The sequence below is a fragment of the Pseudomonas sp. KBS0710 genome (genome assembly GCF_005938045.2).
Lineage (GTDB): Bacteria > Pseudomonadota > Gammaproteobacteria > Pseudomonadales > Pseudomonadaceae > Aquipseudomonas.
In genome coordinates this window covers 820494-844080 of sequence record NZ_VCCF02000001.1, presented here as the reverse complement: position 1 = coordinate 844080, position 23587 = coordinate 820494, and the positions used below count along the sequence as shown (strand labels likewise).

Annotated in this window: 22 protein-coding genes; 8 read left to right on the top strand and 14 right to left on the bottom strand. The window is 59.2% G+C overall.

Annotated elements, in window-relative coordinates:
- Positions 1 to 56: 56 nt before the first annotated feature.
- Positions 57 to 1388, bottom strand: coding sequence for a dicarboxylate/amino acid:cation symporter (locus FFI16_RS03960; RefSeq protein WP_017138374.1), 1332 nt, complete (start codon positions 1386 to 1388; stop codon positions 57 to 59).
- Between the two features lie 339 nt (positions 1389 to 1727).
- On the opposite strand from FFI16_RS03960, the gene FFI16_RS03955 reads away from it, so the two are divergent.
- On the top strand, positions 1728 to 2726 hold the full coding sequence (locus FFI16_RS03955) for an AraC family transcriptional regulator (protein ID WP_138814226.1): 999 nt from the start codon (positions 1728 to 1730) through the stop codon (positions 2724 to 2726).
- Positions 2727 to 2845: 119 nt separating this feature from the next.
- Here FFI16_RS03955 and FFI16_RS03950 read toward each other — a convergent pair whose 3' ends face one another.
- From FFI16_RS03950 to FFI16_RS03940, 3 genes are read right to left on the bottom strand one after another with little or no spacing between them, the layout of a single operon-like run.
- Positions 2846 to 4192 carry an ATP-binding protein gene (locus FFI16_RS03950; protein WP_138814225.1) on the bottom strand — a complete coding sequence of 449 codons (1347 nt, stop codon included), beginning with the start codon at positions 4190 to 4192 and terminating at the stop codon, positions 2846 to 2848.
- The gene (locus FFI16_RS03945; RefSeq protein ID WP_017138377.1) at positions 4189 to 4866 is read right to left on the bottom strand and encodes a response regulator; all 678 of its coding nucleotides are present in this window, start codon (positions 4864 to 4866) and stop codon (positions 4189 to 4191) included. Before FFI16_RS03945 ends, FFI16_RS03950 begins: the two co-directional genes overlap by 4 nt.
- Before the next feature lie 18 nt (positions 4867 to 4884).
- Positions 4885 to 5193, bottom strand: coding sequence for a hypothetical protein (locus tag FFI16_RS03940; RefSeq protein ID WP_138814224.1), 309 nt, complete (start codon positions 5191 to 5193; stop codon positions 4885 to 4887).
- A 138-nt stretch (positions 5194 to 5331) separates the two neighbouring features.
- Between FFI16_RS03940 and FFI16_RS03935 the strand changes: the two genes are divergently transcribed.
- Positions 5332 to 6048 (top strand): 4'-phosphopantetheinyl transferase, encoded by a 717-nt coding sequence (locus tag FFI16_RS03935; RefSeq protein ID WP_138814223.1) that lies wholly within the window; start codon positions 5332 to 5334, stop codon positions 6046 to 6048.
- Between the two features lie 89 nt (positions 6049 to 6137).
- Here FFI16_RS03935 and FFI16_RS03930 read toward each other — a convergent pair whose 3' ends face one another.
- Together FFI16_RS03930 and FFI16_RS03925 are read right to left on the bottom strand one after the other, a co-directional pair.
- Positions 6138 to 7748, bottom strand: coding sequence for an ATP-binding protein (locus tag FFI16_RS03930; protein WP_138814222.1), 1611 nt, complete (start codon positions 7746 to 7748; stop codon positions 6138 to 6140).
- A complete protein-coding gene (locus tag FFI16_RS03925) occupies positions 7745 to 8470 on the bottom strand; it encodes a response regulator (protein WP_138814221.1) in 726 nt (241 codons plus the stop codon). Before FFI16_RS03925 ends, FFI16_RS03930 begins: the two co-directional genes overlap by 4 nt.
- A gap of 551 nt (positions 8471 to 9021) precedes the next feature.
- Between FFI16_RS03925 and FFI16_RS03920 the strand changes: the two genes are divergently transcribed.
- Positions 9022 to 11916 (top strand): ribonucleoside-diphosphate reductase subunit alpha, encoded by a 2895-nt coding sequence (locus FFI16_RS03920; RefSeq protein ID WP_138814220.1) that lies wholly within the window; start codon positions 9022 to 9024, stop codon positions 11914 to 11916.
- An 85-nt stretch (positions 11917 to 12001) separates the two neighbouring features.
- Here the strand turns inward: FFI16_RS03920 and FFI16_RS03915 are convergent, their stop codons facing one another.
- From FFI16_RS03915 to flgB, 5 genes are all read right to left on the bottom strand, one after another.
- On the bottom strand, positions 12002 to 13078 hold the full coding sequence (locus FFI16_RS03915) for a hypothetical protein (protein WP_138814219.1): 1077 nt from the start codon (positions 13076 to 13078) through the stop codon (positions 12002 to 12004).
- 187 nt (positions 13079 to 13265) lie between these two features.
- Positions 13266 to 14576, bottom strand: coding sequence for a flagellar hook protein FlgE (gene flgE / locus FFI16_RS03910; protein ID WP_138814218.1), 1311 nt, complete (start codon positions 14574 to 14576; stop codon positions 13266 to 13268).
- 31 nt (positions 14577 to 14607) lie between these two features.
- Positions 14608 to 15339, bottom strand: coding sequence for a flagellar hook assembly protein FlgD (gene flgD, locus FFI16_RS03905; protein WP_138814217.1), 732 nt, complete (start codon positions 15337 to 15339; stop codon positions 14608 to 14610).
- A 16-nt stretch (positions 15340 to 15355) separates the two neighbouring features.
- Entirely contained in the window at positions 15356 to 15808 is a 453-nt protein-coding gene (gene flgC, locus FFI16_RS03900) for a flagellar basal body rod protein FlgC (RefSeq protein ID WP_138814216.1), read from the bottom strand.
- Positions 15809 to 15811: 3 nt separating this feature from the next.
- The gene (gene flgB / locus FFI16_RS03895; RefSeq protein ID WP_138814215.1) at positions 15812 to 16219 is read right to left on the bottom strand and encodes a flagellar basal body rod protein FlgB; all 408 of its coding nucleotides are present in this window, start codon (positions 16217 to 16219) and stop codon (positions 15812 to 15814) included.
- A 329-nt stretch (positions 16220 to 16548) separates the two neighbouring features.
- On the opposite strand from flgB, the gene FFI16_RS03890 reads away from it, so the two are divergent.
- Positions 16549 to 17331 carry a hypothetical protein gene (locus FFI16_RS03890; RefSeq protein ID WP_138814214.1) on the top strand — a complete coding sequence of 261 codons (783 nt, stop codon included), beginning with the start codon at positions 16549 to 16551 and terminating at the stop codon, positions 17329 to 17331.
- Between the two features lie 61 nt (positions 17332 to 17392).
- On the opposite strand, the gene cheR is transcribed toward FFI16_RS03890, so the two are convergent.
- Positions 17393 to 18220 (bottom strand): protein-glutamate O-methyltransferase CheR, encoded by an 828-nt coding sequence (gene cheR / locus FFI16_RS03885; protein ID WP_017138387.1) that lies wholly within the window; start codon positions 18218 to 18220, stop codon positions 17393 to 17395.
- Between the two features lie 43 nt (positions 18221 to 18263).
- A complete protein-coding gene (locus tag FFI16_RS03880; RefSeq protein ID WP_138814213.1) occupies positions 18264 to 19196 on the bottom strand; it encodes a chemotaxis protein CheV in 933 nt (310 codons plus the stop codon).
- Positions 19197 to 19291: 95 nt separating this feature from the next.
- On the opposite strand from FFI16_RS03880, the gene flgA reads away from it, so the two are divergent.
- The 4 genes from flgA to FFI16_RS03860 all read left to right on the top strand — a co-directional run bounded on the left by flgA (position 19292) and on the right by FFI16_RS03860 (position 21883).
- The gene (gene flgA, locus FFI16_RS03875) at positions 19292 to 20050 is read left to right on the top strand and encodes a flagellar basal body P-ring formation chaperone FlgA (RefSeq protein WP_138814212.1); all 759 of its coding nucleotides are present in this window, start codon (positions 19292 to 19294) and stop codon (positions 20048 to 20050) included.
- A 141-nt stretch (positions 20051 to 20191) separates the two neighbouring features.
- Positions 20192 to 20518: a flagellar biosynthesis anti-sigma factor FlgM gene (flgM, locus tag FFI16_RS03870; protein ID WP_138814211.1), complete on the top strand. Its 327-nt coding sequence runs from the start codon at positions 20192 to 20194 to the stop codon at positions 20516 to 20518.
- A 48-nt stretch (positions 20519 to 20566) separates the two neighbouring features.
- Positions 20567 to 21037, top strand: coding sequence for a flagellar protein FlgN (locus FFI16_RS03865; RefSeq protein WP_138814210.1), 471 nt, complete (start codon positions 20567 to 20569; stop codon positions 21035 to 21037).
- A 96-nt stretch (positions 21038 to 21133) separates the two neighbouring features.
- Positions 21134 to 21883, top strand: coding sequence for a flagellar brake protein (locus FFI16_RS03860; protein ID WP_138814209.1), 750 nt, complete (start codon positions 21134 to 21136; stop codon positions 21881 to 21883).
- A 61-nt stretch (positions 21884 to 21944) separates the two neighbouring features.
- Here FFI16_RS03860 and FFI16_RS03855 read toward each other — a convergent pair whose 3' ends face one another.
- Positions 21945 to 23330, bottom strand: coding sequence for an MFS transporter (locus tag FFI16_RS03855; RefSeq protein ID WP_138814208.1), 1386 nt, complete (start codon positions 23328 to 23330; stop codon positions 21945 to 21947).
- Between the last annotated feature and the right edge of the window lie 257 nt (positions 23331 to 23587).

Below are 23587 nucleotides of genomic sequence, written 5' to 3'. Positions count from 1 at the left end.
CCCCGAACCAGTCGGGGCGTTTGCAGGCTTTGGGTGTTGTTCACACCCTGGGCAATTTACTTGATAGCAGGAGCAGGGCCTTCGGCCACGCCCAGGTCATCTTCCGGACGGGTATCGGAAATACCAGTGCCGCCGGATGCCAACTCGCTGTGCAGCTTGTCGGTGTCCAGTTCTTTAACCCACTTGGCCACAACGATGGTGGCAACCGCGTTACCCACCAGGTTGGTCAGTGCGCGGGCTTCGGACATGAAGCGGTCGATACCCAGGATCAGCGCCAGACCGGCAACCGGCAAGTGGCCTACGGCCGACAGGGTGGCAGCCAGTACGATGAAGCCCGAACCGGTCACGCCAGCAGCGCCTTTGGAGGACAGCAGCAGCACCAGCAGCAGGGTGATCTGGTGGGTGATGTCCATGTGGGTGTCAGTCGCCTGGGCGATGAACACGGCAGCCATGGTCAGGTAGATCGAAGTACCGTCGAGGTTGAAGGAGTAGCCGGTCGGAATCACCAGGCCTACTACGGATTTCTTCGCGCCCAGACGCTCCATCTTGATCAGCATGCGTGGCAGTGCCGATTCGGAGGAGGAAGTACCCAGTACGATCAACAGCTCTTCACGGATGTAGCGAACCAGCTTCAACACGCTGAAACCGTGCGCGCGGCAGATGGCGCCCAGCACCACCACCACAAACAGGATGCAGGTGATGTAGAAGCAGATCATCAGTTGACCCAACTGCACCAGGGAACCTACACCGTAGGCGCCGATGGTAAACGCCATGGCGCCCAGGGCACCGATTGGCGCGAGCTTCATGATCATGTTGATGATGTTGAACATCACATGGGCGAAGCGATCGATGAAGTCCAGCACCGGCTTGCCGTAGGCACCCAGGCGATGCAGGGCGAAACCGAAGATCACCGAGAACATCAGCACTTGCAGGATGTCGCCGTTGGCGAAGGCACCGACGATGGTGTTGGGGATCACATTGAGGATAAAGCCAACCACGCTCTGGTCTGCACCAGCAGTCACGTAGGCCGCGACTTTGGAGGCGTCCAGGGTCGCTACGTCGATGTGCATGCCGGCGCCCGGTTGCACAACGTTGACGACGATCAGGCCGATCAGCAGGGCGATGGTGGAAACAACTTCGAAGTACAGCAGCGCGTAGCCGCCGGTTTTGCCCACCGATTTCATGCTTTGCATGCCAGCGATGCCGCTGACAACGGTGCAGAAGATGATCGGGGCAATGACCATTTTGATCAGCTTGATAAAGCCGTCACCCAGTGGCTTGAGGGCCACGCCGGTCTGCGGGTAGAAGTGACCGAGCAAAATACCGATAACGATTGCGACGATCACCTGGAAATACAGGGATTTGTAGATTGGCTGACGAGTCGTCATTGCAAAGTTCCTCAATCGCACCGTGTGGCAAAGATCCGCCATTGCCCACGACACTTGAATTGCGAACCCTCCTGCACTGGAGGGATTTGTTGTTTGCGAGGTCTGTAGGAACAAGCCTGCGCTATAGTCCTTATCGCAAACGCCGTGCCACTTTGCTAAAAAGCGCTGAAGGCCTTTAGACATCAGGGCCGAGGGCAGCCAACGCGCCATCGACACTGCGGATAAGGTGGCGGAATTCCGCCTACCCACCCAATCTCGTCCTACAATTTGGCGGATATCCGCCTTGTCGCCCCACCCGGTGATGGCTAACATCCGCCACTCCATGGACGAGGCCCTCACATGCGTGAACGCACCATCGCCAGTCACTACGCCCGCGCTGCTCTGGGCGGTGCGCGCCGCGCGGGTTACGACTATTCAGGCCTGCTGCTGCAAGTGGGCATCCCCCCGGAACTGCTGAGCGAACCCCGCGCCCGCATCGCCCCGGAGCAATTTACCCGGCTGTTGCAGATGCTGTGGCTGGCGCTGGACGACGAATACCTGGGGTTTGCCGAAGGCCCGAGCAAGCGCGGCACCTTCGCCATGATGTGCCACGCGCTGATTCACTGCCGCACCCTGGAGAAGGCTCTGGAGCGCGGCTTATTATTTTATAGCCTATTCCCGCAGGGTCCGCGCTGGCAGCTGACCAGAGAAGGCGACATGGCCCGCTTGAGCCTGGACGATTCGCAATTGTGGGACCCGGACCACTTCCTTAGCGAGTGCCTGCTGGTGATCTGGCATCGCCTCGGCAGTTGGCTGATTGGCCAGCGTATCCGGCTACAGCAAGCCACGTTCAGCTACCCGATGCCGGCCCATGCGGGCGAATACGACCTGCTGTTCCCATGCCCTCAGGTATTCGGCGCGCCGAACAGCAGTCTGGTGTTTCCCGCGCGTTACCTGGCCCTGCCGTTGCTGCAGGACGAGCGCACCCTCAAGCACTTTCTCGAGCGCTCACCCGCCGACCTGTTGTCGCGCCCGGATGAAGGCGACAGTCTAAGCAGCCAACTGCGCCGCCTGCTCAGCCGCGACCGCACGCCCTGGCCGGACCTGGAAGCCGTCGCCCAGCACCTGCACATCAGCCCGCAAACCCTGCGCCGGCATTTACGTGAGGAAGGCACCAGCTTTCAGGCGCTCAAGGATGAGTTGCGGCGGGACATCGCCATTTATCACTTGGGGCGTGCGGATTTGTCGTTGCAGGAGATTGCCGAGCAATTGGGGTTTTCGGAACCGTCGGCGTTTCATCGGGCGTTCAAGAAGTGGACGGGGCTGACGCCGGGGGCTTACCGCGCGCAAGAAAGTTAGATTTGTAGTGTTTGGACTGGCGCTTTCGCGAGCAAGCCCGCTCCCACATTTGATTTGTGAATACATTCAAAATGTGGGAGCTGGCTTGCCTGCGAAGAGGCCGGCATGGCCTATAAAGATCAAGCTGCCGGAAAGTGAATCTTGAACGCCGCGCCACCCAAAGGCGAGTCACCCAGGGTCAACCGCGCGTTATAGCTTTCAATGATGTCCTTGACCACCGCCAAGCCGATACCCTGCCCAGGATGCTGACGGTCCAGCCGTTCACCCCTTTGCAGAATCCGCGCACGCTGATCGGGCGGCACGCCAGGGCCGTCATCTTCGATGCACAACTCAGTACCTTCAAGGTTCTCCGTCAGGCTGATGCGCACTTCACTCAGGCACAAGCGATAGGCGTTTTCCAGCAGGTTGCCAAGCATTTCCAACAAGGCGCCCTTCTCGATCGGCACATCACACTCGGGCGGCAACTCGAAGGTCACGGTCACGCGCTTGTCGCGGTAAACCTTGTCCAGCGTGTCGCACAGGCTTTGCAGTACCGGTTCGAGGCGCACCTGGTGACGCACCAGGCCGCTTTTGCGCAGGCTGGCGCGCTGCAACTGGTAGCCGATCTGTTGGCTCATACGTTCGATCTGCGATTGCAGCACCCAGGCCTGGCCGCGCTCTTCCGGGCGCTGGGCCATGTCTTCGCTCACGCCCTGCAACACCGCCAGCGGAGTTTTCAGGCTGTGGGCCAAATCGTCGAGGGAGTCGCGGTAGCGCGCCCGTTGCTCGCGCTCGCTGTGCAGCAAACGGTTGAGCGAGCCGGTCAGGCGCAGCAGTTCGCGCGGGTGTTCTTCGGTGAGGCTTTCGCGGGTGCCGCCTTCGATCTGGTCAAGCTCCTGACTCAAGCGCCGCAAGGCTTGCAAGCCCCAGGTCAGGCCCAGCCACAACAGCGTCAACAATACGAGCAAGGCCGCGCCGAAACCCAGGTAGAGGTTTTCCTGCAGGCCTTCGAGGGTCAGTTGGTATTCACGCACCGGTTGCAGCGCGACGATACTGAACGCCGCGCTCTTGCCGCCCAGCAGCTTGACCTCGACGTCATACACGAAGAACTCCTGGCCATTGGCTTCGCGAATCCGCGCAAATTCATTACCGCGCCCGTCGTAGCGCGGCTTGTAGTTGATGTTTTCTTCCTGGGTCGCCCGCGAGCGCCACACCAGATGGCCTTCACGGTCGTAGATGTAACCGAGCAGGCGACTGTCTGTGAGGTTGAAGCGTTCGTCCGGCAACTGCGCCGGCATCAACAGGCGGTTGTTTTCGACCCGCGCGGCGGAAATCAGCGTGGTGACGTCCGAGGCCAGGCGCTGCTCGATGGAATCCTGCAGCGCCAGGCTGAACGCGCCTTGCATGGCGGGTAACAAACCCAGCATAAACAGCACGGCCAGGGTGGTGGCCGCGAGCATCAAGCGCACACGTAGCGAGCGAATCAACGGCAGCGCTCATTGAACAGGTAGCCCAGGCCACGCACGGTGTCGATCGGCTTGAACCCGGCCGGGCCTTCCAGCTTGCGGCGCAGGCGCCCGACCAGCACTTCGATCACGTTCGGATCACGCTCGTCGTCATCGGGGTAGAGCTGTTCCATCAAGCGGTCTTTGGCGACCACCTGCTGATGGTGACGCATCAGGTATTCGAGAATCCGGTACTCGTAGGCCGTCAGCGCCAGCGGCTGCTCATCCAGCGAGGCTTGCTTGCGATTGAGGTCCAGCAGCAAAGGCCCGGCGACGATGGTCGATTGGGTAAACCCACTGGAGCGGCGCAGCAAGGCGTTCATGCGCGCCTCCAGCTCTTCGAACTGGAAAGGCTTGACCACATAATCGTCGGCACCGGCAGCCAGGCCTTCGACCTTGTCCTGCCAGTTGCCGCGCGCGGTGAGGATCAGGATCGGGAACGTCTTGGCCTGGCTGCGCAGTTGGCGGATCAGGTCCAGGCCGCCCATGCCGGGCAGGCCCAGGTCGATGATCGCCAGATCATGGTTGAATTGGCCGGTCTGGTACAGGGCCTCCTCGGCATTGGCCACGGCTTCGACCACATGGCCGCTGTCGGTCAGGCGGGTGAACAGGTGATGGCGCAGCAGCGCCTCATCTTCCACGACCAGCAATTTCATAAGGCTCTCCAAGGCGATTCAACTGTCCGACAGGGGGATATCATAGCGGCCCTGCAAGTCTTGCGGGCGCAGTTTATTACCATTGTATTGGCCCGTCAGGTGTTCGTAGCCAGCGCGGTAGGCAGGTTGCGGCGTGGTCATGCCCAAAGACTGGCCCCACGGCGCGGCGTGGCCGCCCACCTCTTCGAAGCTCACACGTTGAACCAAGTTGCTGGATTTCCTGGTTTTCTCGCTGCCGAACGCGGCAAAAGCGCCGTCCGAAGCCTGAACCCCAGCAGTGGCGCCGAGCATGCTTAAGGCCAGAATCAGCTTTTTGATCGCAGTCATGGGGCTTACCTCTACGCGTTTTGGCTGTTAAGGCCAGACTACGCAGGCGCCCCTGAACTTGCCCTGAACGGGCTCTGAACCGGGCCTGAACCGTTACGGGCTATCCACCGGCGCGCCAACTGACGCAAAATACCGCGCATGACGCCTCTACCCGCTTGCTGCACCCCACTCGATGCCCGTTGGCCACTGCCCATCCCCCTGCCGGGCACGGTGTTCTTGAGCACGCGATTCGACCCGGCCTTGCTGCTCGCCGATGACTTCCAGCGCAGCGCCGTGCCACCTCCGGCCAGCATTCAGCGCTCGGTAGCCAAGCGCCAGGCGGAGTTCCTGGCGGGTCGCCTGTGCGCCCGTGCAGCGCTGCAACAGCTTGACCAACTGGATTGCGTGCCCGCCATCGGCGATGACCGTGCGCCGGTGTGGCCTGGGCATATCAGCGGCTCAATTACCCACAGCACCGGGCACGCAGCGGCGATTGTCGGGCACAAGGCGCAATGGCGCGGGCTGGGCATGGACCTGGAAAATCTGCTGTCACTGGAGCGAGCCGAACGTTTGGCTGGGGAGATTCTCACCGCCGACGAGCTGCTGCGCATGGCATCTGTGCCACGCGAACAGGTGGCCTTGCTGGTGACGCTGACGTTTTCGGTCAAAGAAAGCCTGTTCAAGGCGCTCTACCCAATTGTGCACAAGCGTTTCTACTTTGAGCATGCCGAGGTGCTTGAGTGGTCGCAGGCCGGGCATGTGCGGTTGCGGTTGCTGACGGATCTGTCTGCTGAGTGGTGTTATGGCAAGGAATTGGAGGGGCAGTTTGCGCTGGAGGGGGAGCAGTTGTTGAGTCTGGTGGCCGTCAGCGCCTGATAGATCGCTATCGCGGGCAAGCCCGGCTCCCACCTTTGATTTGCGAATACATTCAAAATGTGGGAGCTGGCTTGCCTGCGATGGCGGTCTTAAGTCTTATCCTGGTCCCTGGGCCAACTCAGACTAAAACACGCCCCACCCAGGTTGTTGCTCTTGCTGATCAACGCCCGCCCGCCGTGCCAATAAATAATCCGCCGCACAATCGACAACCCCAGACCATGCCCGCCTGAAGCTCGCGTGCGACTGTCGTCCAGACGCAAAAAGGGCGTGAAGATCCGCTCCCAGGCGCTTTCCGGCACGCCCGGCCCGTCATCTTCGACATCAATGCGGCAACGCACCTGGCCCACTTGATAACTGATCAGCACCCGGCCCTGGGCATGGCGCATCGCATTGCCCACCAAATTTTGCAGAGCACGGTGCAGGTAACGCGGCTCGGCGTCGACCCAGGCGTCATCCCAATGCGCCGATGACAGGCAGATACCCCGGGTGACACTGACCTGCGGGCGCAGTGGCGATAATTCGCCGATCACCTGATCGAGCAAGGCATCGAGGTCGACCCGCTGGAAATTCAGCTCCGGCGCACCTTGCTCCAGGCGGGCGTAGGTGAGCATTTCGTCGACCAGGCCGTCGAGGTCCTGGATATCGCTGTCCATGCCTTCCATATATTTACGCCGCGCCTCTGGGGTCGCGGCGTCGCCGATCATCTCCAGGCCGAAACGCAGGCGCGCCACCGGAGTGCGCAATTCGTGGGAGACGGCGCGCACCAGCTCGCGCTGGATCGCCAGCAATTGCTGCAAGTGCTCGGCCATACCATTAAAGGCGGCGGCCAAACGCCCTACCGAATCGGCGCCACGTGCCGGTACACGCACTTCCAGGTTGCCTTTGGCAATGCGCGTGGCCGCCGCTTCCAGGCCTTTGAGGCGGCGCTCAAGCTGGCGCACCAATAAATAGACGATCAAACCGATCAGCGTGAGGCTGATCAACGCGATCAGGATCAGCCACTGTGGTGGGTACGGGTTCATTTGATACAGCGGGCCGATTTCCAGCACCCACGGCGTGCCGACCATGCCGGCGAATACGCGGATGGAGTCACCGCCCTTGCCCAGGGCCATCACCGTATCGCCCTCAGCGACGCGGCGGCGTTGGTCGTCATCCATATCCGCCTGATCCAGCGTCATCAGGTGCATCTCAAAACCAAAGCCCTTGGCCTCTTTTATAGCCGCCAGGCGTTGCGGCTGCTCGGCCACCGGGAAACGCACCAGTTCATCCGCCAGCAAGTAAATCGTCGCACGCGCCAGTTGCTCGCTGATCTGCTGCACTTCGCCCGTGAGCACCAGCTGCGACTGCTCGCTGACCAGGCGCAGCACGCGCGCGGCATGCGGGCCGGTCTGTTCCACCAGCACCTGGCCACGTTGCAGGCGGTTGCGCTGGGTCAAGTCCAACTGCGCGTCCGCCAACGGGCGCAATTCCAGGGGAATGCCGAGCAAGCGTTCCCACACCGCCAGGGCGCGCTGGCGCTCGATGGGGCTCATGGGTTGCAGGTTGTCGCCCATCAGCGCAAAGGTGCCGTGGGCCAGGCGCTCACGGTACTGGCCGCTGCGCACTTCATTAAGCAGGTGCAAGGCCAGCACGCCGAGCAACGCCACCAGGATCAGCGCCGCGCACATGCCGCCGTAGATGCGCAGGAAGATCGAGTTCACAGCGGCATGTCGGCGGCAGCTTCAGGCACGAACAAGTAACCTTTGCTGCGGATGGTCTTGATCAGCCGCGGGTGAATCGGGTCGTCGCCGATTTTGGGCCGGATACGCGAGATGCGCACGTCGATGGAGCGGTCCTGGCCGTCATAGCCGATCCCGCGCAAGGCGATAAAGATTTCTTCGCGGGACAGGATGCGCCCGGCATTCGCCACCAGCAGCCACAGCAGGTCGAACTCGGCGCTGGTCAGTTCGATGCTGCCCTCATGCAGCCAGGCTTCGCGCAGAGCGTTGTCCACCACCAGCGGGCCGAATTGCAGGCGCCGTTGGTTTCCCACAGCGGCGGGTATTGCCGGCTCGCTGCGCCGCAACAACGCCTGGATACGCGCCAGCAACAGGCGCGGGCGCACGGGTTTGCACACATAGTCGTCGGCGCCCATGTCCAGGCCCTGTACCTGGTCCATATCGTCGGTGCGGGCAGTGAGCATCAGAATCACGCCGTCATAGCGCTCACGGACTTTGCGGCAGATGCTCAGGCCGTCTTCGCCGGGCAGCATCAGGTCGAGGATCACCAGGTCTGGTTGTTCGGCAATGATGCGCGCCGCCGCCTGGGCACCGTCGCTCTCCACTGACACCTGCAAGCCGTTGCTCTCCAGGTAATCACGGGTCAACTCGGCCAATCGCTCGTCGTCCTCGACGATCAATATCTGCCAGGCTTCTTGCTCCATGCGCTACCTCGGTTCTCATTATTGTCATGTGCAGCAAACACACTACTGCCTCTTTTTATAGAGGCCGATTGTAGCCATGGGCCAGCCCTCAAACACAAGCCGGGAATCCATTCGGTGATCACCATTTTTATGGTAGGGTTCGCGCCCTTCGAAAATCGGCAGGTTGTTTTAAAGCCGAAACATTTAAAGACAAACGGTTCAATCCAGCAGTAATGCGGCCTACACAGCGATTCAACCTTTCTTACACATTTTACCCACAGCGTTATCCACAGGTTACTGCGTTGCCAACCCTACGAAAACGCATTATCTTGTACCTAGACGACTTGGAAGACCCTACATGTGGGGTTTTTGATAAAAGCGTCCAACCACACAAGTGGCTAAAAACTCAAGCGTTTTATTGCTTACACAGCATGGAACCAACCGATTTTCAGTAGACCAAACCGCTCACGCGGATGGCAGCTGTTTCCCATCCCCGATATGGAAAACGGTACGGGTGTTGCAGGAAGAGCCTGACACTCGCAATCAAATATAGAACGTGGAGACAACCCCCCATGCAAACCGACACAACTCGCGAGAACCCGCAGGGCTCCGTGCCGCAGGCCGCTGATTCGAACCTGGATCTGTCCGCCACCGCACCTGGCCAACTGCGTGTGATCAAGCGTAACGGCACTGTCGTTCCTTACACCGATGACAAAATCACCGTCGCCATCACCAAAGCGTTTCTTGCAGTTGAAGGCGGCACCGCTGCCGCTTCGTCGCGCATTCACGACACCGTTGCCCGCCTGACCGAACAAGTCACCGCGACCTTCAAGCGTCGCATGCCATCGGGCGGCACCATCCACATCGAAGAAATCCAGGACCAGGTCGAACTGGCCCTGATGCGTGCCGGCGAGCAGAAAGTGGCGCGCGACTACGTGATCTACCGTGACGCCCGTTCCAAGGAACGCGCCGTGCGCTCCCCGGCTGAAGAAGCGGCCGTGCAGGCTCACCCGTCGATCCGCATCACCCTGGCTGACGGCAGCTTTGCGCCGCTGGACCTGGGCCGCCTGAACACCATCATCACCGAGGCCTGCGAAGGCCTGGAAGAAGTCGACGGTGACCTGATCCAGCGCGAAACCCTGAAAAACCTGTACGACGGCGTGGCCTTGACCGACGTCAACACCGCTCTGGTGATGACCGCCCGTACCCTGGTTGAGCGTGAGCCGAACTACTCGTTCGTGACCGCGCGCCTGCTGATGGACACCCTGCGTGCCGAAGGCCTGGGCTTCCTGGGCGTGGCCGACAGCGCCACCCACCACGAGATGGCTGACCTGTACGCCAAGGCCCTGCCAGCCTACATCGCCAAGGGTATCGAATTCGAATTGCTGAACCCGATCCTGGCCACTTTCGACCTGGAAAAACTCGGCAAGGCGATCAACCACGAGCGCGACCAGCAGTTCACCTACCTGGGCCTGCAAACCCTGTACGACCGTTACTTCATCCACAAGGACGGTATCCGCTTCGAACTGCCGCAAGTGTTCTTCATGCGCGTGGCCATGGGCCTGGCGATTGAAGAGAAGCACAAAGAAGACCGTGCCATCGAGTTCTACAACCTGTTGTCGTCCTTCGACTACATGTCGTCGACCCCGACCCTGTTCAACGCCGGCACCCTGCGTCCACAGCTGTCGAGCTGCTACCTGACCACCGTGCCGGATGACCTGTCGGGCATCTACCACGCGATCCACGACAACGCCATGCTGTCCAAATTCGCTGGCGGCCTGGGCAACGACTGGACGCCAGTGCGTGCCTTGGGTTCGTACATCAAGGGCACCAACGGCAAATCCCAGGGCGTCGTACCGTTCCTGAAAGTGGTCAACGACACCGCCGTTGCGGTTAACCAGGGTGGCAAGCGCAAAGGCGCTGTGTGTGCCTACCTGGAAACCTGGCACATGGACATTGAAGAGTTCATCGAGCTGCGCAAGAACACCGGTGATGATCGTCGTCGTACCCACGACATGAACACCGCCAACTGGATCCCTGACCTGTTCATGAAGCGTGTCTTCGATGACGGCCAGTGGACCCTGTTCTCGCCATCCGAAGTGCCAGACCTGCACGACCTGACCGGCAAGGCCTTCGAAGAGCGTTACGAGTACTACGAAGCCCTGTCCCAGTACCCAGGCAAGATCAAGCTGTTCAAGACCATCCAGGCCAAAGACCTGTGGCGCAAAATGCTGTCCATGCTGTTTGAAACCGGCCACCCATGGCTGACCTTCAAAGACCCGTGCAACCTGCGCAGCCCGCAGCAGCACGTGGGCGTGGTGCACAGCTCGAACCTGTGCACCGAGATCACCTTGAACACCAACAAGGACGAGATCGCCGTTTGCAACCTGGGCTCGATCAACCTGCCGAACCACATCGTCAACGGCAAGCTGGACACCGCCAAGCTGGAACGCACCGTCAACACCGCCGTACGCATGCTCGATAACGTGATCGACATCAACTACTACTCGGTGCCACAGGCGCAGAACTCCAACTTCAAGCACCGCCCGGTTGGCCTTGGCATCATGGGCTTCCAGGACGCGCTGTACCTGCAGCACATTCCTTACGGTTCGGACGCTGCGGTCGAGTTCGCCGACAAGTCCATGGAAGCGGTCAGCTACTACGCGATCCAGGCTTCCTGCGACCTGGCCGACGAGCGCGGCGCCTACGAGACGTTCCAGGGTTCGCTGTGGTCCAAAGGCATCCTGCCGCTGGACTCGCAACAGATCCTGATCGAGCAGCGTGGCCAGAAGTACATCGACGTTGACCTGAACGAAACCCTGGACTGGGCGCCGGTACGTGCCCGTGTGCAGAAAGGCATTCGTAACTCCAACATCATGGCCATCGCACCGACCGCGACCATCGCCAACATCACTGGCGTATCGCAGTCGATCGAACCGACCTACCAGAACCTGTATGTGAAATCGAACCTGTCGGGCGAATTCACCGTGATCAACCCGTACCTGGTTCGCGACCTCAAGGCTCGCGGCCTGTGGGACTCGGTCATGATCAACGACCTGAAGTACTACGACGGTTCGGTGCAACAGATCGAGCGTATCCCGCAAGAACTCAAAGAGCTCTACGCGACAGCCTTCGAAGTGGACACCAAGTGGATCGTTGACGCCGCCAGCCGTCGTCAGAAGTGGATCGACCAGGCGCAGTCGCTGAACCTGTACATCGCTGGCGCATCGGGCAAGAAGCTCGACGTGACCTACCGCATGGCCTGGTACCGTGGCCTGAAAACCACTTACTACCTCCGTGCCCTGGCCGCGACCAGCACCGAGAAGTCGACCATCAACACCGGTAAGCTCAACGCTGTTTCCAGCGGCAACCACGGTGATGATTCGGTGCTGGCGGCTCCCGCCGGCCCAGCGCCAGTGCCGAAGGCTTGCGCGATTGACGAGCCGGATTGCGAAGCTTGCCAATAAGCTGAGTGAGTCCTGGGCTTGAACGCCCAGGATATAAAAAACCGATAAACCTGGATGCATTTGGGTTTATCGGTTTTTTTTTGCGCTACGTGAACGCGTAAGCGTTGCCTTCCCGGGGTGTTTCGCCGCGCTCACCCCACAATTCTATGAGCCCGCCAATCACCGCCATTGAATGGCCGCCATAATCCACGACACCCAGCCTGCCGCTTGCCAGCTCGGAACTCGAAGACTGCCTGTAGAGACCTTTCAGCCCAAGCCGGTCCAGCGCTTCCCAACCCATTTCGCCATTGTTCAAACTTTGCATCGCATGAGCGAAACTCTGTTTTGCAGTATTGGGGTTGTCATCATAGCCATTGCCTTCCATTTGAGCCCGCTTGGCGCTCACGGCATACATGAAATTTGCGTCGGTAAGCATGCCCGGATTATCGCCCTTGAACTGCGCGTAAGTGGCTGCATGCCTTAACTCGCCCTTCGATAAAGCAAGCTCGAAACCGTCTCGCATTTTCACGTAGTAACCATCTCCCGTCTCTTTCACCTCCTTGAAGACGTCGGTAGGTTTTTGACCAAACTTCATCATTGCGCCCTTTATCGCCGACACGGTGACACAATTGCCGTCAGGGCCCTGGCTGAAGCCACTCCAGATATTGTCCGGTTTTTTTCCTGGATTGCTTGCATCCGGCCTGTAGTTGAAATGCCTGGAGCCCTCGGTAATCGGCAGATTACTCATGGGTTCACTACCGCCGAAATCCTTCGGATTTACCCTGACACCACCACCACCACCACCACCACCGGGTGACGGTCGAGGAGCAGGTGCTGGAGACGGATCATCCGCAAATAAATCCGGAAACAGCCTCTTCAACAATGCGAGCAAATCGGTAGACGCGTCCTTCTTCAGTTCCTCAAGGATCTCCTTGAACTTCTCGTCCCCCAGCGCTTTGCGCTTTTCGTTGAGCTTGTCCCGCAAGTCCTGGGCAGTTTGGTTTTTGTGGCCCTTTTCGGCCTCATCCAGCTCTTTGAGCATCTGGGCGACGGTTGTTTTATCGGCTTCTACGTCATCCTTTTTTTGCTCTGTACGGCTTACACCCCACAGGTTTGGCCCCGCACCACCCACGTCATAACGCACACTTCCAGCCCCATGGCCAGACACCGACGAACTCCACATACCCAGCCCCCGTAAGATCCAACACCTTTAAGCCCGATAAGTGGAGAGAACGGCGTGGTCGGTTCCAATAAAGGCATGTCGGCTGGCAATCGAGCACAGGGTGGGAATTGTTTCCGGCCAAATAACACGCAAAAAAAAGCCCCTCGCGTGAGGGGCTTTCGTTCGCAGCAGTGTCAGGCCAACCGCATCAGGTCATCTGAATGATGGTCTGCATGATGGTGCTCTGGGTAGAGATGGTCTTGGCGTTCGCCTGGTAGTTGCTCTGGGCCTTGATCAGGTCCACCAGCTCGTTGGTCAGGTTGACGTTGGAGTTCTCCAGGGACTTGGACACAATCGAACCCAGGGTGCCGGATTGCGGTGCGTCGTAACCCGGCTGGCCCGAGGCGAAGGTCTCTTTCCAGGTGGTGCCACCCGCCGGCTGCAGGCCTTGTTCGTTGTTGAAGCTGGCCAGGGAGAGCTGACCAATGGCCTTGCTCTGCTGGTTGCTGAAAGTGGCGAACAGCACGCCGTTACCGTCGATGTTCAGGCCGGTGATCTGGCCGGTGGCGTAGCCATCGGTGACCGGCGGGTTACGGTAGGTGGCCGAGTTGTACTGGGTGATGTTGCCCATGTTGATGGCAATCCCGCCAGGGTTGGCATTCGCGCCGTTTTTGGTCCACACACCATTGGTCACGGTGCCCGGCACCCAGCCGTTCAGCTGCAAGGTGGTGCTGGAAGTGGTGCCGGTAACAATCCCGGTGAGTTTGCCGGCGCCGTCAAAGCTCAACGTCGATGCCACTGGCGGCGTCGAGCCTGTGCCGGTCGGCGCCGAACCATCAGGGTTACGGCCGTCGATCAGGGTGTAGGACTTCCAGGTGTTGGAGTCGGTTTTGACCAGGTACTGCACCATAGGGTGCGCGTTGCCCTGGGTGTCGTACAGCGTGGTGTTGTACTGGGTGCTGAACGAGCTGGATTCGGTTGGATCGAACGGGTGGGCCGTCTGGTCGATTACCGGCGACGACGAGTTCAGGTTACTGGTGGAATCCACTTTGGTGGAGGCCTTGGGCGGCAGGTTCGACAGGTTCAATTGCAGGTCGGTCAGCGCGCCTTTGATGATGTTGCCATCAGCGTCCGCTGCGTAGCCTTGCAGGCGCGAGGTGCCGGTGTTGTTGGTGATGTAGCCGTCTTTGTCCGAACGGAAGGTGCCGCTGCGGGTATATTCCAGCGAACCGTCGCTGCCCTTCTGCACGAAGAAGCCGCCGCCCTGGATCGCCATGTCCAGCAGGCCGCCGGTGTTGTTGACGTCACCTTGAGTGAACTGCTGGGACACCGCCGCCAGGTTCACGCCACTGCCGACACTGTTCTGGCCAGTGCCCAGTTTGGACGCCGCGTAGATGTCGGAAAACTCCGCGCGGGACGATTTGAAACCCGTGGTCGCAACGTTGGCAATGTTGTTGCCGGTTACGTCCAGTTGTTTGTTGGCCGCATAGAGGCCGCTAAGGCCGATGTTAAAAGACATGTTTCTCTCCTTCTGCCGTATTTAGCCGGCTCTATGTACCGATAGTCTGGATTTGCGACAGCTTGACGCTGCCCATGCCGCCAGCAAGGTTGAGCAGCATTTCGCCGCCGGTTTTGCTCAGCGTCACGCTGGTGACCGTTGCCGGCAGCGACGTCAACAGGGCAACAGAGTCGCCTTTGTCATTCTTGGTGCTGGCCGCGAAGGTATAAGTGCCGGCGGGGGCGACTTCACCTTTGTCGTTCTTGCCATCCCAGATAAAGCTGGAATCACCGGCGCTTTGGGCGCCCATGTCGATGGTGCGTACCACGTTGCCGTCTTTGTCGGTGATTTTCACCGAGACGTTGCCCGTCGCGGCCGTCACTGCCACCGAGCCGGTCATGCTTTTGCTGGTATCCACCATGGCTTTGTCGGTCTGGGTGATGATCGAACGCCCGACCAGCGAAGACGCCTGCAGCGCTTGCGAAGAGCTGAAGTTGCTGGAGATCGCATTCACCGAGTCGTTCAGGGTGTTGATGCCTTCCAGGCTGCTGAACTGTGCCAACTGGGCCACGAACGCGCCATTGTCCTGAGGCGACAGCGGGTTCTGGTTTTTCAGCTGGGTCACCAGCAGTTGCAGGAATGCATCCTTGCCCAACGCCTGGTTGCCCGTGGCAGCCTTGGCAGCACCATTGAGGCCGCTGTTGTCTGTTGCGGTCTTGACCTTGGAGTTGAACAGGTCCTGGACCGCCGTGTTGGGTGTAGAAGTGGTATCAACAATGGCCATTATTTGGCGCCCCTTATCACTGACCCAGGGTCAGGACCTTCTGCATCATGGTTTTGGCGGTGTTCATCATTTCCGCGTTGGTCTGGAACGAGCGGCTGGCGGAAATCATGTCGGCCATTTCCTCAACCACGTTGACGTTGGGGTAGTACACGTAACCCTTTTCGTTCGCGGCCGGGTGGTTAGGCTCGTAGCGGGCTTCCAGGTTGCTCTGGTCTTCGACCACGCCGAGCACCTGCACGCCTTGACCCGCCGCATCCTGGTTCTGGAACAGCGAATCACCGCTGCCGCCCTGGCCGGCTTGGCCGCCCTGGAACATGGTGGCGAATACCGGATGACGGGCGCGGTAGGTCTGGTCAATGCTCGAAGACACGGTCTCGGCGTTGGCGATGTTACTGGCGACGGTGTTCAAACGCGTGGTCTGCGCGCTCATGCCACTGCCGGCAATATTGAAAACACTGGCGAGGGACATGGCTTACTCTCCACGCAGGGCTGACATCAGCCCTTTGAATTTGCTGTTAAGCAGGGTAAAGCTGGCCTGAAAGTTCACTGAGTTCTCGGCGTAGGCCGATTGCTCCAGCTGGGCGTCGACGGTGTTCTGGTCGATCGAAGGCTGCATCGGCGTGCGATACAGCAGCGACTCGTCACCATTGCCAAGGCCTTGCGCTTCGATATGACGGCTGTTGGTCATGTTCAAGACGAAGGTGCCGTTCTTGGTCTTGTCCTGCTGTGCGGCGAGCACGGCGGAGAAGTCCAGGTCCCGAGCCTTGTAGTTCGGGGTGTCGGCGTTGGCGATGTTGTTGGCCAGGACTTCGGCACGTTGGGCGCGGAAGCCCAGGGCTTGTTCGTGGATACCGAGCGCTTTATCGAAGCTGATGCTCATGGTGGAAACCTTTAGGCTGACCTGCTGTTCGTAACTGGGTTATAGCAAGGCGCATGCCAATTCGCTGAAGGCCCGTGATTCAAGGGGTTGCGCAAGGTTTGCCGGCGGCAATGCCAGAAAAGCGGCAATGGGCTTCCGCGTGGCGCCAGTAAAGCGGCAATGGCGGTTGCCGCTTTACCGGACGGCGGCAACGGCAGGGAAGGATGCGCCGAGGGTGCCAGGCGTCTTTCGACCATTGGTCCGCACTGTCATTTCTGACAGTAGCCGGAACTGCTTGAATGGATGTCTTATCAGGAGACATCCTTTAATGCGCAATGCAGAGGTTCACCATGCTGGATATCCCACCCCTTCGTTTCAATCTGCAAGACGATTCAGCAACACCCCTCCCAAACCTGGACCTCGCCTTGGTGAACACCGATTGCGTAAAGTTGAGTTCCAATTTAGCCGTTGTAAAAGGCGACTTTATCAATGCCTACATGAGGAGCACCGTCCCTGGCGGCGTGCACAACCAGAGCTTCAGAATAGGAAAAAATAGCCCACTGCTTAACCTCGTAATGCCCACGGAACAGGTTGAGGCCAACGAAGGCAATACGGTGACTTTACAGCTATACATCACTCGTGACGGGGCGCAATACTCTGCGCCGCAGGCGCAGGTGACGATCAATAAACGCCCCATCGTTATCCCAACCCCAGGCACCGTATGGGATTTAACGAATGGCAATGCTCAAGGCTGGGTAGCCCAGGGAGCCTACGTTGGCGGGCGACTAAGCTTCATCCCCTCTAAGGGTATGGTGGTCAACTTGACCGACAGCATGCCCGGCAAATCCCACATCATCACCCGCGCAGTCCCGGTGATTACCGGGACAATCTATGAGTGTAACTTCGAGGTGAGCGGTGACATGCGAGACACCTCGGTCCTGTACATGACAATCAATGGCACCACAATTGGCACCCCTGTGCGGAACTTCCTTACGGGCGTCGTACAAATCGGGGGCGGGCAATTCAAGGCTGAAAAGACAGGCACCGTGCACCTCGGTATTCTCAACGAAGCGGTGCCCAGTGGGTTTCATAGTCTCACCGTGAGCAAAATCGTGATGACACCCAAGCCTTAAAACGCATAAAAAACGGGAAGCCCTTGCGGAGCTTCCCGTTATTTTTATGCCCAAGCCAACCTTACTTGGCCTGGTAAATGATGCCAGGACTGCACTGCACCATCTGGTAATGATCCGGTAGCCCGTTGAGCGCTTCGGACGCGCCAAGAAACAGATAGCCCCCGCGTTTGAGCGTACCGTGAATGCGCAACAGAATGTCCTTCTTCACTTCCGCAGAGAAGTAGATCAGCACATTGCGGCAAAACACCATGTCGAACTTGCCCAGGCTGGCATAGCTGTCGAGCAAGTTGAACGAGCGAAACTCCACCCGGCTCTTGATCGGCGCCTTCACCGCCCAGCGCCCGGCGCCTTTTGGGTCGAAGAAACGTTGCAGGCGTTCCTGGGACAAACCACGGCCCAGGGCCAGGCTGTCGTACTCGCCGGTCTTGCAGTTGGTGAGCATGGTGCCGGACAAGTCGGTGGCGACAATTTGCGCGCCGGCCTTCAACTGGCCCATGTTCGTGCGCTCGAACTCATCGATCGACATCGAGATCGAGTACGGCTCCTGCCCGGACGAACAGGCCGCCGACCAGATGCGCAGGCGCTGGCCCGGGCTGGCCTTGATGGCCTCCGGCAGCACTTTGTTCTTGAGCACTTCAAAGGGGTAGGTATCACGAAACCACAAGGTTTCGTTGGTGGTCATGGCATCCACCACCATTTCCTTGAGCCCGCTGCGCGGCTGGCCCTGGATGCGCTGGACCAACTCACCCAGGGATTTAATGCCCTGCTGTTCCATCAGTTTGTTGAGACGGCTGGATACCAGGTACTGCTTGTTTTCACCGAGCAATATGCCACAGGCTTTTTCCAGGAAGACCCGGAACTGTTCGAAATCCAAATTACCCGTAGACAATGATACCGCCTCTTAAATCATGTGACCGCCAGGGGAATGCCCCCTAGCCGTGATCTGCTGCCTTGATCCGGTCGACTACCCGGGATGCCAGGTCATCAGGGCGGAATTTGGCCAGGAAGTCATCGGCACCGACCTTCTTGACCATCGCCTGATTGAAAACACCCGACAATGAAGTATGCAGGATGATATGCAATTTTTGCATGCGTGGGTCGTTACGTATCTCGGCCGTGAGGGTGTAGCCGTCCATTTCCGGCATTTCAATGTCGGAGATCATCATCAGGAACTCTTCTTCCGGCTTCTTGCCTTCGTCCACCAGCTTGCGCAGGTAATCCAAAGCCTGGCGACCATCGTTCAGGGCCACCACTTCCACGCCGACCGTTTGCAGGCAGCGGCTGACTTGCTTGCGCGCCACCGAGGAGTCGTCCACCGTCAGCACGCGCAGCGACACCGCTTTGTGCGCGGTTTCTGCGTCTACCACGCCCACCGAAATGGTTTCCGAGGTGGGTGCGACTTCGGCAAGGATCTTCTCCACGTCGATGATTTCGACCAGTTGGTTATCCACCCGCGTCACTGCCGTGAGGTAATGATCGCGTCCGGTGCCCTTGGGCGGTGGATGGATCTCCTCCCAGTTCATATTGACGATACGCTCCACCGAGCGCACCAGGAAACCCTGGGTCTTGGTGTTGTATTCGGTGATGATCACAAAGGGGTTTTCGCGGTCTTGCAAACCTGCCGAACCGGTGGCCATGGCCAGGTCAAGAATCGGGATGGTCGCGCCTCGGATATTCGCCACGCCGCAGACCACCGGGCTGGATTTGGGCAATATGGTCAGCTTGGGGCACTGCAGCACTTCCCGCACTTTAAACACATTGATGCCGTACAGCTGCTTGCCGTCCAGGCGAAAAAGCAACAGTTCCAGGCGATTCTGCCCTACCAGCTGTGTGCGCTGGTTTACTGAGTCCATTACTCCTGCCATGCCTTGACTCCTACGCTAAAACCTTTGGCTATACCTACAAGGGCAACGACGCTCACCCAACGCTAAACGGCACGAGCTTTGCTATTTATTGGTTTATGAACCTTAAAACGACAGTTTCCCGACGCATCCCACGCTACCGCAGATTGCTCTGCGTCACGATGGCGCTGCTTGCCTTGGGCTCAGGCACCACGGCTCGCGCAGATAATGTCACCTTGCCTGATCTCCTTATCGGCGTCACTCAAGGCTTTCTTGAGTTCACTGTAGAAGATTATCTGGCGACCACTCAGACGCCGGGGCGTTATGAAATCCAGGTCAACCAGTTAGACCCGCGCCTGCGCATGCCCATGTGCGACAAGGAATTGACGGCCAGCCTCGAAAGCCCGGCCCAACCGATTGGCCGCGTGACGGTAAAAGTGCGCTGCGAGGGCGCTTCACCCTGGACCGTGTTCGTGCCGGCGCAGGTCAAACTGTTCCGCGATGTCGTGGTGGTCACGCGCCCGCTCAAGCGCACCGGCATCATTGGTTTTGAAGATGTGGCCTTGCGGGAACGCGACATCAGCCTGATCAACCAGGGCTACCTCACCTCTGTAGATCAAGCCATCGGGCAGAAACTCACCCGACCAATGGTCACCGATCAAGTCATTACACTGGTGCATCTGGAACAGGCAGAAGTGATTCGCAAGGGCGATCAGGTGGTGATTTCCGCCAGCAGCGGCGGGCTTACGGTAAAAATGCCCGGGGAAGCGTTGTCCAACGGCGGGATGAGCGAACAGATTCGAGTCAAGAACCTCAATTCCAACCGCGTGATCAAGGCGCAGGTGACCGCGCCAGGCCAGGTTGAAGTGGCGCTATAGATCACTGGTGTGAAACGCCAGCTTTTCCTACACTGTGCGTGGGATGGCGACCTGTACAGGTTTATTGTCAATCGAGCCTAAAGTTTGTCCGGGTATGGCCGAAAACATGGCAAGCGTCCAAATACCCAGAGGTTTTTTAACATGGTCATTGATTTCAGTCGTTTAAATAACTCCCAGGCTTTGCCGGGCAATACGCGCACCAGCGGGGCCAAGGACAGCGTAGAAGCCAAGTCCCAGCCAGCACCTGCGGCCAAGACAGAACAAGCCGGCGCCAGCCAGAGCGGGGAATCGGTACACCTGAGCAATGAGGCTCAACAGTTGCAGAAGGTCACTGACTCGCTGAGCGATCAACCCGTTGTCAATAAAGCCCGGGTGGCCGAATTGAAACAGGCAATCGCTGATGGCAGCTATAAAGTCGACAGCAACCGTGTCGCCAGCAAGCTGCTTAACTTCGAAGCCGAGCGCTAGGCAAAGGCCTGCGCAGGGCTTTTGGACGCTTAAAACCCAAGGCCAGCCATGCACCACGACGAACATTTGCTTGAACTGATCATTGATGATCTGGCGCCGACGCAACATTTGCTCGAGCTGCTCAAAGAAGAATCCCTGGCCCTCTATGGCCGGGATATGCGCTTGCTGGAAGAAATCCTGGCGCGCAAACAGTCGCTGATCGTGCTGCTGGAGCAGCATGGCAAGAAGCGCAGCGAAATTCTTATCAGCCTGGGCCTGCCGGCTGACCATGACGGCCTGGCACAACTGGCCAGCCACTCCTCGGTAGGCGACCAGTTGCTGGCGCAAAGTACCGCACTCAACCAATTGCTCGCCCAGTGCCAGGAAACCAACCTGCTCAACGGGCAGTTGATCCAGCTGCAGCAGGCTACGACCGCCAACCAGTTGCGTATACTCCACGGCGGAGAGCCTCCGGCCCTTTATAACGCCCAGGGTTCCACCTCGCGCCTGGTCAAGCCAAGCACCCGCAGCCAAGCCTGACACCGGTTTACTGCGCGCCCTATCCAAGGCGCGTTACATGCTGGCAAAATGCCGGTTCTTGCGTGTAGTCGTATTTTGTCTGGAGATGGAAGAACCGTGTTCAACGCCCTTAATGCGGAAGATGCTCCGCAGCCACCCAAGGTGCTCACCACGCCTCTGGAAATCGCCAGCACGTTGCGGATGCTGCAAGAAAGCCATGACCCGCTGATCATCACTTTCCATGAACGCAGCCAGCGGTTTCAAAGCTATCTGGTGGACATAGACCGAGACAGCAAAACGCTGACCCTCGACGAAATGATCCCACGCGACGGTGAACGCTACCTTGAGAATGGCGAACCGTTCCGTATCGAAGGCTTCCATGACGGCGTGCGTATCGCCTGGGAAAGCAACGGCACGCTGACCATCAGCGAAAAAGGCGGCCACCGCATCTACACCGGCAGCATGCCCGACGAAGTGGTCTACCATCAGCGTCGCAATGCCTTTCGGGCGGCGTTGAAGCTGGCCCAACTGGTCAGCATCGAGCTGGGTGGCGAAAAGCTCAAGGCACCGATCAGTGGCAAGTTGCTGGACATCTCCGCCACCGGCTGCAAGCTGCGCTTTGAAGGCGACATCTCCGATCGCCTGCAACTGGGCCAGGTCTATGACCGCTTTATCGCCGCCCTGCCCTTTGGCAGCATGACCACCTCGGTGGAGCTGCGTTACCTGCACGTCGAAGACAAGATCAACACCACCTTCGCCGGCGTGCGCTTCCACAACATGAGCGGCTTGGTACAGCGCCAGGTTGAACGGTTTGTGTACCAGCTGCAGCGTGAAGCGCGGCGCTTCGACAAAGACGACGACCTTTAAGCTTTAAAAGCCGCGCCAATAAAAACGGGCAGATCCTGATGGGATCTGCCCGTTTTTGCTTTCAGGGACGGGCCCTGCTCAAGTCATGGGGATGCTCCTCCGGCCCCAGAGGCTCCGGCGGCCCTTCGAAAGGAGGTTCATCCGCAGGTTGTTGCGGGTCAGTTTCAGGTTCCGGGTCGGGCACCACGGTCTGCATTTGTTCCTGCACCACCGCCTCATCCACCCGCGGGTCGAGGCACGCCACCAGCGGCGAACTGGACATGCTGTCGGGCATCGCCACGTGGTGCAGCGGCGCATCGTCCACCTGATGCAGGTTGGTCACCGCCTTCGGCCGGATCCGCCATACCAGGACCAACGCACACAGGCTGAAAAACGCATACAGCATGTGGCTGCCGAACAGCTTCATCACCACACCCGCCAACAGCGGCCCGACACTCGCGCCGACGCCGTAGGTCACCAGCAACATGGCTGTCAGCGACACCCGACGATCACCTTCCACGTGGTCATTGGAGAACGCCACCGCCAAGGGATACAGACAGAACTGCACCAGGGAGCACAAGAAACCGGCGACGAACAGCACTTCCAGCGGCACCTGGGTCATCACGGCCAACGGCAACGCCGCCACTGCCAGGCACAAGGCAAAGCAGCGAATCAGCAAGGCGCGATCATAGCGGTCCGACAACCAGCCCAATGGCCACTGCACCAACAGACCGGCAAAAATGCAGCTACCCATAAACAGACCGACCTGCTCGGTACTCAAGCCTTGCTGTGAGGCATACAGCGGCGCCAGGCCGTAGAAAGAGCCGACGATGAGCCCCGCACCCAGCACCGTGCTCAGCGACTGCGGCACACGTTTGATAAAGAAGCGCGGCTCCATCGGCGCAGGGTGCAGCGGCGCCGGGTGAATGCGTCGGGTCATGGCCACCGGCACCAGGCACAAGGCAAAGCACAGCGCCACCAGCATGAGCAATTCGAGGCCAAGCTGCGGGTGCATGACCAGGATCAACTGACCCAATACCAACCCCAGGTATGACGCGATCATGTAGCCGCTGAACACCACGCCGCGCTGCTTGGCGTCCGCCTGCTCATTGAGCCAGCTTTCGATAACCATGTACTGGCACATCATCCCCAGGCCCACGATCATCCGCAGCACAATCCAGGCCGGCAGCCAGTTAATGAGGCCATGGCCCAACACCGCCGCGCCGACAATCCCGGCACAGGTGGCATACGCGCGAATATGCCCGACGCGGGCAATCAGGCGATGCCCGATCTTGCCGCCCAGCACCAGGCCGAAGTAGTTGGCCGCCATCAGCGCACCCACCCACAGGCTGTCGACGTGGTCGGCTGCCAGACGCAAGGCCAGGTAAGTGCTGAGCAGGCCGGACCCGATCAACATCATCAAGGAGGCGAAATAAAGGGCTCGAAAAGATTTCCAGATCTGGCGCATCGGCGTTCCGAGCGGCTCCTTGCAGTGAGGGACAGGGCTATCGGCATGATAGTCCGGGGTTGCCGGGAGCGGACAGCCGCAGCGGGCCGTTTTCCGGAGAATATTTTGCTTAATCGTTCAGACGCTGCCTGGCCGCATGCAAGGTACATATGCAACGAACAAAAGCTACGAGAAACACACTGCGCACCTGCTGTGAACCCTGACAGGCGGCAAGGTTCGACCGACGTTGCAGGCAAGCACAAAAAAGCCCTGCCAGG

Coding starts and splice junctions, on each gene's coding strand:
- FFI16_RS03960 (WP_017138374.1), bottom strand. CDS start 1,388: ATGACGACTCGTCAGCCAATCTACAAATCCCTGTATTTCCAGGTGATC.
- FFI16_RS03955 (WP_138814226.1), top strand. CDS start 1,728: ATGCGTGAACGCACCATCGCCAGTCACTACGCCCGCGCTGCTCTGGGC.
- FFI16_RS03945 (WP_017138377.1), bottom strand. CDS start 4,866: ATGAAATTGCTGGTCGTGGAAGATGAGGCGCTGCTGCGCCATCACCTG.
- FFI16_RS03940 (WP_138814224.1), bottom strand. CDS start 5,193: ATGACTGCGATCAAAAAGCTGATTCTGGCCTTAAGCATGCTCGGCGCC.
- FFI16_RS03935 (WP_138814223.1), top strand. CDS start 5,332: ATGACGCCTCTACCCGCTTGCTGCACCCCACTCGATGCCCGTTGGCCA.
- FFI16_RS03925 (WP_138814221.1), bottom strand. CDS start 8,470: ATGGAGCAAGAAGCCTGGCAGATATTGATCGTCGAGGACGACGAGCGA.
- FFI16_RS03920 (WP_138814220.1), top strand. CDS start 9,022: ATGCAAACCGACACAACTCGCGAGAACCCGCAGGGCTCCGTGCCGCAG.
- FFI16_RS03915 (WP_138814219.1), bottom strand. CDS start 13,078: ATGTGGAGTTCGTCGGTGTCTGGCCATGGGGCTGGAAGTGTGCGTTAT.
- flgE (WP_138814218.1), bottom strand. CDS start 14,576: ATGTCTTTTAACATCGGCCTTAGCGGCCTCTATGCGGCCAACAAACAA.
- flgD (WP_138814217.1), bottom strand. CDS start 15,339: ATGGCCATTGTTGATACCACTTCTACACCCAACACGGCGGTCCAGGAC.
- flgC (WP_138814216.1), bottom strand. CDS start 15,808: ATGTCCCTCGCCAGTGTTTTCAATATTGCCGGCAGTGGCATGAGCGCG.
- flgB (WP_138814215.1), bottom strand. CDS start 16,219: ATGAGCATCAGCTTCGATAAAGCGCTCGGTATCCACGAACAAGCCCTG.
- FFI16_RS03890 (WP_138814214.1), top strand. CDS start 16,549: ATGCTGGATATCCCACCCCTTCGTTTCAATCTGCAAGACGATTCAGCA.
- FFI16_RS03880 (WP_138814213.1), bottom strand. CDS start 19,196: ATGGCAGGAGTAATGGACTCAGTAAACCAGCGCACACAGCTGGTAGGG.
- flgA (WP_138814212.1), top strand. CDS start 19,292: ATGAACCTTAAAACGACAGTTTCCCGACGCATCCCACGCTACCGCAGA.
- flgM (WP_138814211.1), top strand. CDS start 20,192: ATGGTCATTGATTTCAGTCGTTTAAATAACTCCCAGGCTTTGCCGGGC.
- FFI16_RS03865 (WP_138814210.1), top strand. CDS start 20,567: ATGCACCACGACGAACATTTGCTTGAACTGATCATTGATGATCTGGCG.
- FFI16_RS03855 (WP_138814208.1), bottom strand. CDS start 23,330: ATGCGCCAGATCTGGAAATCTTTTCGAGCCCTTTATTTCGCCTCCTTG.